Below are 15217 nucleotides of genomic sequence, written 5' to 3' on the forward strand. Positions count from 1 at the left end.
GACTCAAGTTTAAAATTTGTAGCTAGCACCGACGAAATAGCGTGAACCAAATTCGATGGTGTTTTGGGTTAATCCGTATTTAACATCATAGGATTGCACCACTTCATTGGTTAAGTTAACCCCTTCGAGTGAGATATCTAAGTTCTCCATTGCATGCCAAATAATCGAGGCATCCACTTGTTGATAGCTGTCGTTTAACACGTTTTGAATATTACCTACGCCTAAGTATTCTGAACGCCAGTTATAGGCGATACGGGCGCTGAACAGATCATCTTCGTAGAAGAGTGAGCCGTTGAAGGAGTTTTCTGATACGCCTTCAATCATCTGCTCGGTGCCATCGGGGCGAGTGCTCTTACTGTCCACATAGGTGTAGTTGGTTAAGAAGCCAAAACCGCTTTCAAAGTTATGTTGTAGCTGGATTTCAAGCCCAGTCACTGAGCCGCTACCGCCGTTGGCTGGGGCTGTGACACGGCATTTATCCCACTCGGATTCTGACGCGCCGCAACCTTCAATGTACTGAGTCGACTCAGTGACAAACACTACGTTATCAATATCTTTGTAGAACAAGGCCGCCGACAGCATAGAAGATTCAGTGAAGTACCATTCGATGCCAAGATCGGCTTGATTCGCCTTATAGGGTTTTAAATTTGGATTACCGCCGGTCGCAGTACCAAAGTTTTTCGCTATCGCTAACCCAGGTTTAAGATCGCTGTAGTTGTTACGTGCCATCACAGCAGAGGCCGAGGCGCGTAGGATTAAATCTTCTTGCAGATCGAAGGCGACGTTGATACTCGGTAACCAATTATCGTAATTAACGGATTCATTGTAGGGTTTGCCATCGGCAAAACCGGTTGAAGTTTGGTCAGTGTTAACGTAGCGCACGCCAAAGTTACCACGGTAGAATTCGCCGCTGAAATCCGCTTGGGCGTACAGGGCCAACATATCCTCTTCGACAGTGAAGGTGTTACCGAGATCGGCGACTTCCACTAACTCGCCATTGGCGTATTTCTCGCTGATAAACGCCCACCATTTGTCTTCATCTAACTTGGCATAGGAGTCGAGCACATTGCCGCCGCTCTGGGAATGCAGGCCAGACAGTACGCCATCGCTCCAGTTGGCTAGGTTGCCATTGGGCACAAAACCTAAGATTTCTGCGGGGTTACGGTTGAAGGCATTACGCTCGAAATCACTGGTGTTGTACTTAATCCCGACCGCAATTTTATTAATAAAATCATGATCGAGTTGATATTCGAAGTCAGACTGTGCGTAGGTGACTTTATGATCTTGCACTGTGGTTTCGTAGTTGGCTTCCTGCGCATGCTTGAACTGGCTAGCATCGTTGGCATCTAGGCTCGTGAGCACCACTTGATAGGGACCTGTGGCATCGTAACTAAAGCCACCATCGACACTGCCTTGACCATTAGGGAAGGCGGGATCGCCAATTTTGCCGCCTTGGTCCGTCGCAGGGATCCACCAAGAAGATGAGCCGCCTTGGGTGCCGCCATCTGAGGTCGATTGGCCAATGACGCCGCTAAGGGTGAAACTGTCCCCGACATATTTTCCGGTTAAGTTGAGTACGTCAGACTTCATATTAACCGCGTGGCGTACCACAGGGTTATAAATAATCGACGCATACGCTGGCAGAATCGTTGCCGATGCCGTGCCGCCTTGGGCGTTATTTACTACGTTGGTGGAGCCCGAACCGCGGGCGCCAACGGTTAAGAAGTTATGGTTTACGTGGGGGATATCGAGTTCAAAATTAAAGTAATCTAAGGTGAACTCTGTTTTTTCAGTCGGTGCAAATTGCAGTGTAACTTGGGCACTGGTCCTTTCACGTTCGGCTCTAAATGCTTGTGAGCCAATCCCCCACGCCCCTACAGTTGATTCTTGGTTTTGTGCAGGATCAGCGGAAAAGTACTCATAGTAACCGCTGAGCGATTCTAATACATGCCGACCACTGGTGAGTTTTTCTACTGAGTAAGCGCCTAAAATACCAAATTTTTCATCGTCATTTTTCCAACTTCCGACGAAAGATCCACTTGGATCTGTTTCATCGTACAGGCTGCTTTGGCTCAACTCACCCGCCACTTGATAAGTGTGAGCATCGAGATCTAAGGGCTTACGGGTTTTGAGATCGACAGTGCCGCCTAGCGCACCTTCTTCAAGGCTAGCGGTTGGCGTTTTGTGGACTTCAACCGCACTGACTTGCTCGGCTGACAATAATTCCATGTTGAAGGTACGAGTGGCAGGACCAAGATCATACCAAGAGGTACTCGCAACGGTTTGACCGTTCAGCAAAATACGACTCTGTTCTGGCGCTGTACCGCGAATGGTGACTCCGCTCACTTCACCGTATTGTCTATCGACCGTCACCCCAGAAATTCGCTGCAGCGCATCACCAATGTTTTTATCGGGAAACTTACCGATATCTTCCGAGGTGATGGCATCGACCGTGGAGTCGGCGAAGCGTTTGGTATTCATAGAGGCTTCAATCGAGCGACGTATGCCGCGTACTTGGATTACCTCAATATTTTCTGCAGTTGCCTCTTGTTGCTCCGCCGCGACTGCGGTTGAGCTCATCCCGAACAAGGCGTTAGCGATACATAATGCGAGCAAAGAGCTCTTAAATAGTTGACCTTCTGACATGTTATTGCATCCCTGTAGTGCTTTTATGTTGTTTTTTTCTCCAGTTAACTTACCTGTTATCGAATTGTTGATGCGGTACTTTTCACACTAGGATTGGTATTTTTCTATTGTCTTTGAAGGGGATGGTTAACTGGGTGCAAAGGCAGGATTTATCGACTTAGCGTAGAAAAGTATGGCTTGTTGCTAGGATGGTATAACTAATGCCGGCGGGATTACTCACTATAGATAAGCTAAACGGATGAGTGAACTCGCTGTCTACAGGTTATGAATTAACCAGTGCGTAAAGAGAACTAACTTATTCATCTTTAAACATTATTTATAGGATGAAATCATGAAACTGAAATCGATAGCCGTTGCAGTTGGGCTTTGTGTTGCGAGCTTGAGTACTGGCTTAAGTGCGGCCTACGCCAGCGATAAAACCATTTACCTTACCTTTGATGATGGTCCAATTGACGCGACCTTAGGGCTGTTAGATGCGTTAAAGGATGCCAATATTAAGGCGACGTTCTTTATTAATGCGTTTCATATGTATGGCGAAGGAGATGAAAACGAGGCATTAGCGGCTGTCGCCCTACAACGTTTGCTAGACGATGGTCATATTCTGGCAAACCACAGTTACGATCATATGCTGCATAACTGCACTGATGGCGTGCAATCTGGGGCGGCATATTGTAATCAAGTTGGACTCTGGCCTGTAAAATCCTATCAAGATGCGGCCACCGATTTCACCTATTTTGTGACGAACACGGCCAAAGTGGTTGAACTTATTCCTAATGCCGCCAGTTATCCCAATAACAAGATGACTAAGTTGGCACGTTTGCCTTACACCAATGGTTGGCGAGTGACCAGTAAACTCAAAGGCGACGGCTTGTGTGCGACATCCGATACAGTGCCGCCTTGGGACCCCGCTTTTGCTTGTACCGCAGAAACCTCGACCAACAGTTCGCAAGTTGCGGTGCAAATTCAAAACATGCTCGCTGAGAGTGACTATAAAATATTTGGCTGGGATCTAGACTGGGGACCAGAGGATTGGGGGGTTGCTTTTCCTGCTGAATCCATGGCCGATGGGGTTGAGCTGGTGGCAAAAGTCAATCAAGTGATTAACACCTGCGCAGGAACGACGATGAATCCGCTTAACAGTCGTACGCAGAACTTAGATTGTAGTGATGGTTTACATAACGGGAAAGTGGTTATCTTGACCCACGACTTCCTGTTTGAGAATGCTCACCGCGGACAAGGTGCAACCATCAACTTGCCTAAAATTAAGCGTTTTGTTGAAGAAGCTCAACGTCAAGGGTATCGTTTTGATACGCTAGATAACTATGCCCCTGCTTGGCAGGAGCAGCATAATTATCAACTACCTGAGTTTGTGTCCTATCAAGATAAAATCTATTCCCTAGTGCAAGCACATTTCTCCCAAAGCAATTGGCAACCGAACCAAACCCCAGCCTTGTGGAAAAACGAAAAGTAGTGATGTATTGGGCTGAGTATTTACTCGGCCCATCATATTTGTCGAGTAAAAGGCATGTTGCTGAACTTAGCCTGACAAAATTCAAAATAGCGGCATTTTTTACACTTTACCCACTTCGCTTTAACTCAGTATCTGTAATACTGCTCCGACATTGATTTGAAGTTTATCGGTGTTAGAAAAGTAGCGCATAACGAGCGCGATTGGGGAGAGAAGATGAGTACGTTTGTAAAATTAACCATAGCGGCAACCTTAGTGGTATTAGCCTTACTTGCTGCGGGTATTTACCGTTTCAACATGACCAATGATGATATTTATATGGTGATGGAAGATGGACAGGTGATGCAATACGATGAAGCCATGGCGCATGAAAAAACTCAGGCTCAGGCGAATGAGATCGAAACTGTGACACCTTTTGAGGTAAAGCCTGTGGCGAATGCATCGGAAGTGATGCTCAAACTCTTTAGCTTAAATACCGCCAATCCTGTTGAAATAACGCTGCCTGAGGGCGGCAAGTCCGTTGCATTGACTCATTTTATTAAGATCAAACAAACAGAGTTTGCTATGGGCGACTACCAAGATGGTGAGGTAAAAGGTCGAGCATTACTTGATTACTTACGCATTACACCGTTAAATTTCGATCCAGCTCTAGAGCCGGACACCCAAAGTGACGCACCGATTCAAGATGATCCTAAAATGCAAACTATGCCCTTTGTGGCGCCCTTTATTGTGACGACTCAAGGTTCAGGCGTATTTTGGTATCTTGGATTGTTTAATCTGGATTTTAAACACAATAGCTTGAAACACTTAGGCAGTGTCATGCTTGGCGATCGAATCGAAGTTGATAGTATTGAACCTGTTTATCCTTTCGAAGCCCCATTCAAAATTGCTGTGACTTATCGCGATAGAGCGTCTGACCAACCCATGTCTGAAAGCCCTGAAATAGTCAAAACCATAGAGATGGTAGTGAGTGAGACCAGCATACATAAGTAGCGTGTAAATGCCATTATGGATCTACGCAGGCTTATGCTAAGTTGTTTTTCGGTCAGTGGGTGATGTTTGCTTCAATAGCAAGCGTTAGCAGGTAATAGGTCAGCATAAGATTTCGACAAGGAGAGTGTCATGCAAGTTAGCAAAATCACTGGGAAATTTGATGTTAAGCTCACTCCTGATAGCCCCTATGCTACTGGTATTGGTGGTGTGACGTTAGGACGTATGGGCTTAGATAAAACCTTTTATGGTGAGCTTGAGGGTCGCAGCAAAGGGGAAATGCTCAGTGCTATGACGTCAGTCAAGGGCTCAGCTGGCTATGTGGCCATTGAACAAGTGGTTGGTAATTTGTGCGGTAAGCAGGGCAGTTTTGTATTACAACATTTTGGCATTATGACCGATGGACAAAATCGTCTGATCTTAGAAGTGATACCCCATTCTGGGGCGGGGGAGTTGCTGGGGTTAACTGGCACTATGACCATCAATATTGAGAATGGCCAACATTTTTATGCATTCCAGTTTGGCTTTGAAGCTTAGTTTGACTTTGAAGCTTAGTTTGGCTTTGAAGCTTGAGTAACGCCTGCGTTTTAGCTCAGTTTTCTGTAACTCTTCTCCTTTATGATCATTCGAGTCATCTTAATTCACTCCTCTTAATTTAAGTGAGTAAGTCTTTTCGATTGAGTCTGAAAATGGACATAAAAAAACCAGCTGAGGCTGGTTTTTTTGATTCTTTTTTCATAAAGCACTATCGAACCTTGAGTCTAGATCGGCGTGCTGTTACTTAAAATACGTTTAATTTAAAAAATGCCGTTGTCGCGAGAGTTAAGACACTTTTTTAACAACTTTAATTTTATCAACGACCTTTTTCACATCGTCGGTATTTTCGGCAATTTTCAGTGCTAGTTGACGTTCGGCATCGCTGGCAACTTCACCTTTCAATGTCACTATGCCATTGGCAACATCCACATTAATTTGGGTGCCGGATACGTCAGTTGAAAACAGTAAACGCGTTTTGATGACAGTGGCAACTTTAGAGTCAGTTAAGGTGGCAACAACTTCACTGGTGCCTTCTTTTTCATTCATCACAGTGAGTTGGTTATCGACATCTTTCACCCCATCTAAGCTCTTGATGAGCTCTGTGGCGAGGGCTTTATCCACACTGCTTTCCACTTTACCTGTTAACGTCACTTTACCATCTTTGACATCTGTAATGATGTCGAAGGAATTGAGATTCGTGTTGAGCAGTAAAGTGGTTTCTGCTTTTCCATCGATCCACGCATCCTTGGTTCCGCCTTTCCAATCTTGGGCGGCGGCCACATTTAAACTGATTGAACCGACAAGTAAAGCCACTAGTACTGATGCTGTTGTAGTTTTCATAATCATATCCTCCGTTGTTTTCTCGAAGCTAGGTAATGCGCCAATCGTGCCAATGTTTTTAAAATTATGATTTTTAATGGTTTAATTGTTTTTTCTGGCGTTTTTATACCTTGGCATTTTCCTTTAGGTCGGTCTTTTTTACCGACAAAATGTAATTTTTTCTGGCATGCTGAGCCATTATTCGAGTATAAAAAACCGCACTCATCAGTGCGGTATTATGTCTGTAGTAAAAGTGGAGGGGAGTCGGTTAAATATGGCTCACTTAGCGACAGGGAATTAATGGTGATTGAGCGATCCCGTACCGTCGTAACTCATTTGCAGCCAAGCGGCGCCCTCTGCAAGTTGGTTTGCAAGTTGTGGCTGATGCGCTTGCCTTACTGCTTGTTTTATTTGGATTAGCACTTGCTGCTCTATGTCGACAAGGGCGGTCATAGCCTGCGAAATTTGGCACTGTTGCAGCAATTCTGTTGCTTGAGTATAAGTGACGGGCACGGTGTGACTTAGGCCATTAATTGGCTCGTCAGCCAAACGTCTCAGCTGTTCAAACCGAGTTAACATTCGTTGGTGGATGTTAGCTTTGGCGGAAAAAACACGCTTAAGATTATAGTCTTCGACATACCTCCTCGCTTGGTTGTAAAATGTGAGTCCTTCTTGATTCAGCTTGATGATTTCATCTATCAACATGATATCGGCGCGGATATCAGTCTGATGTTGCACAACATTAGACTTCATTATGGGCCTCCTAATGCCAGTGTTCGACATAGATTGTTTAACTGCTTGGGTAAACTGATTTTGTTTCGTTCAGCTACCATGCATATTCTGTTCTCGTTTTTAATGATATTTTAACAGGCTGATTTTTAGACTGATATTCTCCGTTCATCGAGATATCATCTTAGAACATCGGCAACTATTACCGTTGCTGTTGTTAAAATTTCATGGCTGACATACAGTAGTTTTTCATACAGGGAGTAGATACGCATGGCTCGACTGACACTTTTTTATCACTTGCAGGATGTTAGCGCCGAGCAAGCAATCATCGAACTTGCTGGCGCTGCTGACTTTAATAAGCTACGCAGTGTCGATGATTTGCCTTGGATAGAGCAGCTAGGGGCAAATCACGTCGATGTTGCCATTATTGAGTTATCCAGTCTTAGTCGAGAAGATTACCTTGTGCTGCTGGATAATGCGGCCATGTCAAATATTGAGTTTATTTTTCTCTCCGACGGTCAGCCAAACCCCAATCTTGATCAGTTAATGTCTCATTTTGCTGGTTACCATTTTCGCAAACCTTACGATATGCCCCTAATTAGCGAAATTTTTGCTGATTTTGCACAGTATTTAGCATCATCGCCTAATCGACTGCATCCTTTTGCTAGCGAGCTAGACCAATACGGTTTGCTTGTTGGGTCATCAGCTCCTATGCACAAGCTATATCGTACAATTCGTCGCGTCTCTGCGACAGGCAGTAATGTGCTTATTATTGGGGAAAGTGGGGTCGGGAAAGAACTGGTTGCTAATACCATACATCTTGCCAGCCCTAGGGTAAACGAGCCTTTTATTGCAATTAACTGTGGTGCATTAAGCCCTGAATTGGTCGACAGTGAGCTGTTTGGTCATGTCAAAGGCGCATTTACGGGGGCGAATCGCGATCACAAAGGCGTATTTGAACAGGCTGAAGGCGGGACCTTGTTTCTCGATGAAGTCACCGAAATGCCGATTGATCATCAAGTGAAGTTACTCAGAGTGTTGGAAAATAGCGAGTATCGTCCTGTGGGGGGTGACAAAGTGCAACGTGCAAACGTACGTATTGTGGCAGCGACTAACCGTGATCCCATAGTGGCGATAGAGGCTGGGTTATTTCGAGAAGATTTGTACTTTCGTTTGGCTCAGTTTCCCATTCGCGTTCCGCCCTTACGGGAACGTGGCGAGGATATTATTGGGCTTGCGCAGCATTTTCTTGCCTATCGTAACGTGGCCGAAAAGCAGAATAAGAGCTTAGCTGAAGACTGTATTCAGATGATTGCTAAGTACCCTTGGTCTGGTAATGTGCGCGAATTAAAACATGCTATTGAGCGAGCCTATATTCTGGCCGATCAGGATATTTTACCCAGCCATTTACAGCTACCTCAGACGAATGAAGTGGGTTTATGTGGTGGTGAACAAGTTGTTATCCCCCAAGGCATGCGCTTAGATGATTTAGAGAGAATCGCTATTTATCAAGCACTAGAAACCACTCAGGGTAATAAAACGGATACCGCCGAACAACTGGGGATCAGCGTTAAAACCCTCTACAACAAGCTCAGCAAGTACGAGCAGCAAGTCGAGACCGGTGAAACGACTGCTGAATAAACATTAATTATCAAATTAATATTGAAACAGAGCTAAACTTTATACTCTTTTTTTTGTAAATAATAACTCCTATTCTACAGCCCTTAAACAGAAAAAGCGGAGATAGAATATGAAACACTTATTAACAACAGCATTATGGCTTTCTTTGACAGCCAGTAGTTTTGTGAACGCCACCCCAGCAGTAGGAAGTCTTGAAACAGTCGCTGAATTGCCAATACGACCTGGCAATGTCAGCGTCACTGCACAAGGTCGGATTTTTGCCACAGTACATCCATTTGATACACCATCAGGTTTGCAATTGATTGAAGTTAATCGTGAGACCAACGCTTATAAAGCTTGGCCTTCAATGGATTTGCAAAAAACATCGGCAGCCAATACTGCTCAATTTGATACCTTATTAGGTATTGCTCAGGACAAGGCTGGACACCTCTGGACCGCAGATATGGGGTTAGAATTAGGCCAGACAAGGATTTGGGGATTCAACATTAAGGACGGCAGTCTATATAAACAAATCGTCCTACCACAAGCTCTCGCGCCTAAAGGCAGCTTTATGCAGGATTTGGTTGTCGACTCTCAAAAAGGCTGGATTTATTTAGCTGATATCGCCAACCCTGGCCTCTTAGCGGTGCGTATCGACGATGGTCATACAATACGTTTTTCAGGTCATAGCTCGCTGCAGGCCGAAACGGATGCAGTAATGAACATCGATAACAAAACAACATTGTTTAATGGCAAAGTCGCCAGTGTAGCGGTCAATCCAATCAGTTTATCTGCCGACGGAAGTACACTCTATTATGGTGCAATGAATGGCACTCACTGGTATCAGTTATCGACTGCAGCTTTACAAACAGGCAATAATGATAAAATTATCGCCACGGTAAAATTAGTCGGAGCCAAGCCTGTATCAGATGGCGCAGCAACGTCCAAACAAGGTAATCATTACTTTACCAATTTGAACCACAATGCCATTTCCATGCTAGATAACAAAGGCACACTAACAACAGCGGTCAGTTCTCCACTACTGGATTTTCCAGATAGTGTGCAATTTGGTGAAACAGGCTGGTTATATATTTCAGTGAATCAATTGCATAAAGCAAAAGCCTTTAATGGAAAAGCCGAAACAGCCAAACCGCCTTATCGTATCATGCGACTCTGGACCGGTGAGGATACTGCTGCGGGTCAATAACACCTTAGCTGCAACAGCAAAGTTGCAGCTTATATTTGCAGTATGAGTTATATCGCAACTGTTTATTTACGTTGATGTCAGTCTTTGGTTTAACTCGAAAGCGTCTAGAAATGAGTTAGGTGTTGATTGTGCAAACTATCAATGCCTCTTATTGTTACTGGCACAGGTCAATATTGAATGGTGAGATAATTTTTGGAACAAGGAACAAGTTCAGTGAAACTCAATCAACCTTCTAAAAATGCATTTTATATTCAAACTCTGAGTACTCAGTACCGACCTCTATTATGGCTGTTTGCTGCTGGGTTATTACTGCTTGGTTTACTCTGCGCCAGAGCAACCTATTTACAACCCGATCCGATACTGCAGCTCGTTCTCGGCTGGGTAACACTATTTCTATTGTTACCCGTGTTACCGACTGCGTTTGTTCAGCAACAGTGTTGGTTAGATGCTGAGCAACAGCAATTGTGGCTCGGTAAAGGTTTATTCAATGGGAGGTATATGGGATTGTGGTGGTGGCGTTCCTATGCTTTTTCGGACATCAAAGCAGTGCAACTTTATCAGCTGCAAATCACCCGTTGGCATCAGATCAGCCGCAATCGCCAAACGGAAGATACTGTCCAACATTATCTGGCTTATTTAGAATTGCACCAGCCCAACGGTGCTCAATTGATATTGGGTGACAGTACTGATAGAAAGGAATTACAACAAGTTCTACAGCAATGTGCGCAGGCAATAGACTGTAAATTTCAGGATTTTAGTAACACCACTCAAAAATCACTTCCCAAAGGTAGTGAATTTAATTTCATGCGGGTACTGGTTCTGCTGGTTATATTTATTTTGTTGAATATTTTATATTTTTTGTTCGTTCTATAAATGCCCAGTCATCCAGCCTAAAAAGTTAGGCTGGATGTCCTCCACAACGATCACTCATCTTGCTCTGTGGTTTCCTGATAAGGAACAAACACTTTAAGAGATGCTGGCTGGACTTCAATAGTGAGATCCGCTGGCTCAAATACTTCACCATCAATCACATATTTACACTTAGGCTGGCTGCTGATGGTGACCTTTTTAGCATGTGCATGATGGACTTTACTTGCACTCGCTTGTTGATCTCGCACATTTTTATTGCCTTCTTTCACCCATCCTGCAATCGCTAATTCAGCGAGGCTAAGCAACTGCTCTTTGGGTTCATCGCCAGCATCCAACCAAGTAATGTCGAGCAAACCGTCGGTCATGTTTGGTTCGCCATCGCCCTGCGCCAACACGCTGGTAAACGGTGCGGCATTGGCAACGATTAGGCTATGGGTCGTCAATGTTGTGGGTTTTGCATCATCTAAGCTGAGCTGGATGGTTAAAGTGATATCGGCATTCACTGCGCGCCATAAGCCATCGAGGTAGGCAAACTGGCCGAGGGCATTTTTACGCTCACGGTTTGCGGATTCAATCATTTGTTGCTCAAACCCTATGCCCACAAGCAACAACACTAACGCCTCATTACAACGCGCGGTATCAATGGCTTGGCAATGCCCTTGAATAATATTATCCAGCGCCTGAGAGATAGGAATAAGCTTACTGCCTAAACCAAAGAGGGCATGGCTGAGGGCATTAGTTGTGCCAAGAGGAATGATGCCTAAGACGATATCCGTATCAACGATTTGAGAGGCCACTTCAGTCACAGTACCATCGCCACCACAGGCGATAATGATATCAGCGCCTGCATTACGGGCTTGCTCGGCGAAGACATTTGCAGTTTCGTCTGCTGTTGTGAGTTTTAAAGTCAGGTCAAAATAGGCTTTGAGTTCATCTTGGATTTGCTCGCTGTATTCTTGCCATTTCCCGCCACCAGAGACTGGGTTGGCGATAATCCACGCCACTTTGTGGATGTTAATTTTCCCTTGACTGAGCATGCGATCGAGCGCGCGTAATTGCCATTTGTTTAAGCCAGCGGTTTTGCGAATTTGCTTTATCTGCTGCAGTACTTCGGCGAAGTGCTGTTGTTTATCTTTACAAACCAAATAAGCGGCGAGTACCAGCACTGAGCGGCCACGACCCATAGCACAGTGGATGAGTACCTGTTTATTGGCGCGCACTTGGCGGTGCAGCCAGTTAACGGCTTGATTGAGTTGGGCGCTGGTCGGTACGCTATGGTCGAGGATGGGAATATTTAAATACTCGATATGATCTTCAAATTGCGACCAATCTAAGCCATCAAATTCAGCGGTGACATCCAGAATGGCAGTGATCTTATTGGCTTTAATCTTTTCCAGATCTGCGGAAAAGAGTCTACAGCCGAGATACAGATGTTCATCAATCCTTTGCATGGGCGGTACTGAATCGTATTTTCTGGCCCAGTGGTTATAGAGTCGACTGCCTAATAAAAAGGGAATAAAACCCCAACGAATATACCAAGGAATAGTGCCATCTTGGCGTTTTCTAAAAATACTGGCGAGATTAAACCAATAGGCTGAACCGACTAAAAACAGTGACAGACTTGTCCATGCACAAATGAAAGTGAGCAGGGGAGAAGTGTCTGTTACTGCAAAATAGGCTAACAATACTGCACTTGCAGTGTACAAATATTTGATGTGGATCTTCGTTAGCATGCAAGTCCTCCAATGCCATTGTTCTTGGTTAAAATCGTTGCACTTGAATGGATAGATGTCGAGATGAGAGATGCAGAAATGAGCGAGTCTAAACCAAAAGGGTGGCAGTAGACGAGTCTATTGCCACCCTAAAGTCAGGTTTGTTTAGCACTTAGTATCTTTAGCTTTAACACCTTCTTTGACTTCTTCACAGGCATCTTCGATGGCGTTACCTGTATCAGTCATTACTTCATCGATTTTTTCGCCCGCGTCTTCGGCTTTGTTATCACTACAGGCCGTTAAACCTAGGGCGAGTAATAATGCGAATGCTGCACTTGTCATCAGGGTAAATGGTTTCATATCTATCTCCTTTTCTAAAAAAATTATAGTCGCGGTGATTTACCCTTAAGGGCATTGATCAGCAGAGAAATCACTAATAACACAATAAATATGAAGAAAATGATTTTCGCTATTCCCGCCGCTGCGCCAGCAATCCCAGCAAATCCTAACAACCCGGCAATCACGGCAACAACTAGAAATACTAATGTCCAACCTAGCATAATAACCTCCTGCCCTTGTATTAATCCTTCTCATGACCGTTTGTGTCACTTGTAAGGTAACGGCTAATGGCTCTTACTTGATTGCGATCTTAATGCCAACTTTAAAAATTTTAAGTAGTTAATTGATTTTAAATATAATTTAAATCATTTTATTTAAAATGGTGTGAGTGAATTAAAAGAGGGGTAGGCAATTTTTACCTAAGCTTCGGTAAGAGTTTCAGCCTAATACGTTGAATCAAAGACTGTGAGCTGATGTCGTTCATAAGTAAAGACAAATAAAAGCCGACACTGTGAGTTTGTGTCGGCTTGAAGATATTATGATCTTATAATACAAGATGATAGGAGCTAAATACGTTTAAAAACGATTTAATGGTTTCCAGCGCTGCAGGCTAACTGGAATACTCGTACCTTGGGATAACAGCAGGTTAATGCGGGATTGATATGCTGCGCCCACCATTAAATGTTTGGCTAAATCCACCGCATTACGGGCCTTATAGTCATCTAAATAACTGCCTTTTGCCCAAGCGTTAAATGCACCCAGTGCTGGGCCTGCCCAAATTTGGTAATCCATTTCGCGGCCGACTTCACCTGTGTTCGACCAGCGGCTCGAAAGACCCAAATACCAGCGGAAAATCAGCGCCATCTTACGTTTGGGGTTATCCAATGCGCGCTCGATTTGCTTAGGATCGCGCTCGTTAAAGTGGGCGACTGTGCCCGCCCAAATATCATCGAGTGATGAGCGGAACACTTGCTCTTCGAGCTTTTTACGCTCGTCCGCAGGGATGGCATCAATCGAATCGTAACGGGTATAGATTTCATACAGCTTATTGGCGCGCATCGGGAACAGGGTTCCGCGCTTAACCACTTGTAATTTAACGCCCATTTCGAACATATCGGCGGCAGGCGCCATAGTTACATCGGCCATTTCTGTGGTGGCGAGTAACTTACGTGTGTGTTCACTCGCGCCCGCTTCGACGCAAGCTTGGTTGATAGAACCTGTGACGATAAACGCCGCGCCCATGTTGAAGGTGGCTAATGCTGCATCGGGAGTACCTACGCCGCCGCCTGCGCCCACGCGGATAGGCGTTTTGTATTGATACTTAGCTTGGATTTCATCTTTAAGCGCCAAAATCGTCGGCAATAGCGTCACTAGCGGGCGATTGTCGGTATGGCCGCCTGAGTCGGCTTCGGCCGTGATGTCGTCCGCCATAGGCACCAGCAATGCCATCGCCATTTGGTCTTGGCTGATAAGGCCGTCACTCACTAATTGCTGGAGGATTTTGGCTGGCGCTGGCTCCATAAACTTAGTCGCGACTTCGGTACGGCTGATTTTGGCTATGACTTTGTTGCCAATGACGATGTCGCCATGTTCGTCGCGGCTCAAACCCGCCGCGCGGTAATAGACGATTTGCGGCGTTAAACCTAAAAATGCCGAGGCTTCGACCGTGCGCACTTTATGTTTTAAGAACAGCTCAACACTGCCGCGCTCTAATGCGGGCTCGCTTGGGCTGTGAATTAAGTTAAAAGCATAAGGACCATTAGGCAGCGCCGCCTGAATGCGAGTAATGGCCGCTTCAACGCGGGATGGAATTAACCCCGCCGCGCCAAACGAGCACAAAATGCCCGCTTGACCTAGCGCGATAACCAGTTCTTCCGAGGCAATACCGTTGGCCATAGCGCCAGCGTAGTAAGCGTATTTAACCCCGTGTACGCGGCGAAAATTACTGTCGCCTAAACTTTGGGTGCCAAGGGCGGGCGCAAAAGCGCTGACGGGGTGTGAGCCTAGTGGCGCTTGGCTGTCGCTTGTTGTTACTTCGGCCGTTTGCGCTATGCCTAAGCCTTTTTCACTGTGATTCACTAAGTAACAGGCTTGGCTTAAATCTTTGAGTTTTTTGCCTAATGCGTCGATATCAAAGCTCAGCGCGGCATCGTTGACTTGCCACGGCCAAGGGCTGAGTTTTTCGTTATTGCTATTGAATTGATCTAGAGTATGGCTAGTCATAGGTGTTCTCATGTTATTTGTGCCGCCTTGGTGATGTGGATAGCCAAGGCGGCGCAA

General features: G+C 45.1%; 13 protein-coding genes. 6 read left to right on the plus strand and 7 right to left on the minus strand.

Features of this window, described 5'->3' with window-relative positions; translation table 11 throughout:
* Window positions 1–9 precede the first annotated feature (9 nt).
* Complete coding sequence (locus tag L5L98_RS00090) at window positions 10–2646, minus strand: TonB-dependent receptor (RefSeq protein ID WP_263138087.1); 2637 nt, start codon at window positions 2644–2646, stop codon at window positions 10–12.
* 331 nt (window positions 2647–2977) lie between these two features.
* Here L5L98_RS00090 and L5L98_RS00095 point away from each other — a divergent pair, with 331 nt between their 5' ends.
* The 3 genes from L5L98_RS00095 (at window position 2978) to L5L98_RS00105 (ending at window position 5641) form a co-directional block, all read left to right on the plus strand.
* A complete protein-coding gene (locus L5L98_RS00095) occupies window positions 2978–4117 on the plus strand; it encodes a polysaccharide deacetylase family protein (RefSeq protein WP_263138088.1) in 1140 nt (379 codons plus the stop codon).
* Between the two features lie 213 nt (window positions 4118–4330).
* Window positions 4331–5107: a hypothetical protein gene (locus L5L98_RS00100; RefSeq protein ID WP_105249748.1), complete on the plus strand. Its 777-nt coding sequence runs from the start codon at window positions 4331–4333 to the stop codon at window positions 5105–5107.
* A 129-nt stretch (window positions 5108–5236) separates the two neighbouring features.
* Window positions 5237–5641 carry a DUF3224 domain-containing protein gene (locus L5L98_RS00105; RefSeq protein WP_263138089.1) on the plus strand — a complete coding sequence of 135 codons (405 nt, stop codon included), beginning with the start codon at window positions 5237–5239 and terminating at the stop codon, window positions 5639–5641.
* A gap of 285 nt (window positions 5642–5926) precedes the next feature.
* Here L5L98_RS00105 and L5L98_RS00110 read toward each other — a convergent pair whose 3' ends face one another.
* Together L5L98_RS00110 and L5L98_RS00115 are read right to left on the minus strand one after the other, a co-directional pair.
* Window positions 5927–6481, minus strand: a complete 555-nt coding sequence (locus L5L98_RS00110; protein WP_105249747.1) for a BON domain-containing protein — start codon at window positions 6479–6481, stop codon at window positions 5927–5929.
* Window positions 6482–6757: 276 nt separating this feature from the next.
* On the minus strand, window positions 6758–7213 hold the full coding sequence (locus tag L5L98_RS00115) for a hypothetical protein (RefSeq protein WP_028760642.1): 456 nt from the start codon (window positions 7211–7213) through the stop codon (window positions 6758–6760).
* Between the two features lie 246 nt (window positions 7214–7459).
* Here L5L98_RS00115 and L5L98_RS00120 point away from each other — a divergent pair, with 246 nt between their 5' ends.
* From L5L98_RS00120 to L5L98_RS00130, 3 genes are all read left to right on the plus strand, one after another.
* Complete coding sequence (locus L5L98_RS00120; protein ID WP_219250162.1) at window positions 7460–8830, plus strand: sigma-54 interaction domain-containing protein; 1371 nt, start codon at window positions 7460–7462, stop codon at window positions 8828–8830.
* Between the two features lie 109 nt (window positions 8831–8939).
* Window positions 8940–10016, plus strand: a complete 1077-nt coding sequence (locus tag L5L98_RS00125) for a major royal jelly family protein (RefSeq protein WP_263138090.1) — start codon at window positions 8940–8942, stop codon at window positions 10014–10016.
* A gap of 213 nt (window positions 10017–10229) precedes the next feature.
* Window positions 10230–10889 carry a hypothetical protein gene (locus tag L5L98_RS00130; RefSeq protein WP_263138091.1) on the plus strand — a complete coding sequence of 220 codons (660 nt, stop codon included), beginning with the start codon at window positions 10230–10232 and terminating at the stop codon, window positions 10887–10889.
* Window positions 10890–10939: 50 nt separating this feature from the next.
* On the opposite strand, the gene L5L98_RS00135 is transcribed toward L5L98_RS00130, so the two are convergent.
* The 4 genes from L5L98_RS00135 to pfaD all read right to left on the minus strand — a co-directional run bounded on the left by L5L98_RS00135 (window position 10940) and on the right by pfaD (window position 15160).
* Window positions 10940–12619, minus strand: coding sequence for a diacylglycerol kinase family protein (locus L5L98_RS00135; RefSeq protein WP_263138092.1), 1680 nt, complete (start codon window positions 12617–12619; stop codon window positions 10940–10942).
* 144 nt (window positions 12620–12763) lie between these two features.
* Window positions 12764–12958, minus strand: coding sequence for a hypothetical protein (locus tag L5L98_RS00140; RefSeq protein ID WP_028760637.1), 195 nt, complete (start codon window positions 12956–12958; stop codon window positions 12764–12766).
* 23 nt (window positions 12959–12981) lie between these two features.
* The gene (locus L5L98_RS00145; RefSeq protein WP_028760636.1) at window positions 12982–13158 is read right to left on the minus strand and encodes a DUF1328 family protein; all 177 of its coding nucleotides are present in this window, start codon (window positions 13156–13158) and stop codon (window positions 12982–12984) included.
* Between the two features lie 355 nt (window positions 13159–13513).
* Window positions 13514–15160, minus strand: coding sequence for an eicosapentaenoate synthase subunit PfaD (pfaD, locus tag L5L98_RS00150; protein ID WP_263138430.1), 1647 nt, complete (start codon window positions 15158–15160; stop codon window positions 13514–13516).
* Between the last annotated feature and the right edge of the window lie 57 nt (window positions 15161–15217).

The sequence above is a fragment of the Shewanella sp. SM23 genome (assembly GCF_025654295.1).
GTDB lineage: Bacteria > Pseudomonadota > Gammaproteobacteria > Enterobacterales > Shewanellaceae > Shewanella > Shewanella oncorhynchi.

Excerpts from the sequence above, each read along its gene's own strand:
- L5L98_RS00110 (WP_105249747.1), bottom strand. The coding sequence starts at position 6,481 with ATGAAAACTACAACAGCATCAGTACTAGTGGCTTTACTTGTCGGTTCA.
- L5L98_RS00105 (WP_263138089.1), top strand. The coding sequence starts at position 5,237 with ATGCAAGTTAGCAAAATCACTGGGAAATTTGATGTTAAGCTCACTCCT.
- L5L98_RS00090 (WP_263138087.1), bottom strand. The coding sequence starts at position 2,646 with ATGTCAGAAGGTCAACTATTTAAGAGCTCTTTGCTCGCATTATGTATC.
- L5L98_RS00115 (WP_028760642.1), bottom strand. The coding sequence starts at position 7,213 with ATGAAGTCTAATGTTGTGCAACATCAGACTGATATCCGCGCCGATATC.
- L5L98_RS00135 (WP_263138092.1), bottom strand. The coding sequence starts at position 12,619 with ATGCTAACGAAGATCCACATCAAATATTTGTACACTGCAAGTGCAGTA.
- L5L98_RS00095 (WP_263138088.1), top strand. The coding sequence starts at position 2,978 with ATGAAACTGAAATCGATAGCCGTTGCAGTTGGGCTTTGTGTTGCGAGC.
- L5L98_RS00120 (WP_219250162.1), top strand. The coding sequence starts at position 7,460 with ATGGCTCGACTGACACTTTTTTATCACTTGCAGGATGTTAGCGCCGAG.
- L5L98_RS00140 (WP_028760637.1), bottom strand. The coding sequence starts at position 12,958 with ATGAAACCATTTACCCTGATGACAAGTGCAGCATTCGCATTATTACTC.
- pfaD (WP_263138430.1), bottom strand. The coding sequence starts at position 15,160 with ATGACTAGCCATACTCTAGATCAATTCAATAGCAATAACGAAAAACTC.
- L5L98_RS00100 (WP_105249748.1), top strand. The coding sequence starts at position 4,331 with ATGAGTACGTTTGTAAAATTAACCATAGCGGCAACCTTAGTGGTATTA.
- L5L98_RS00125 (WP_263138090.1), top strand. The coding sequence starts at position 8,940 with ATGAAACACTTATTAACAACAGCATTATGGCTTTCTTTGACAGCCAGT.
- L5L98_RS00145 (WP_028760636.1), bottom strand. The coding sequence starts at position 13,158 with ATGCTAGGTTGGACATTAGTATTTCTAGTTGTTGCCGTGATTGCCGGG.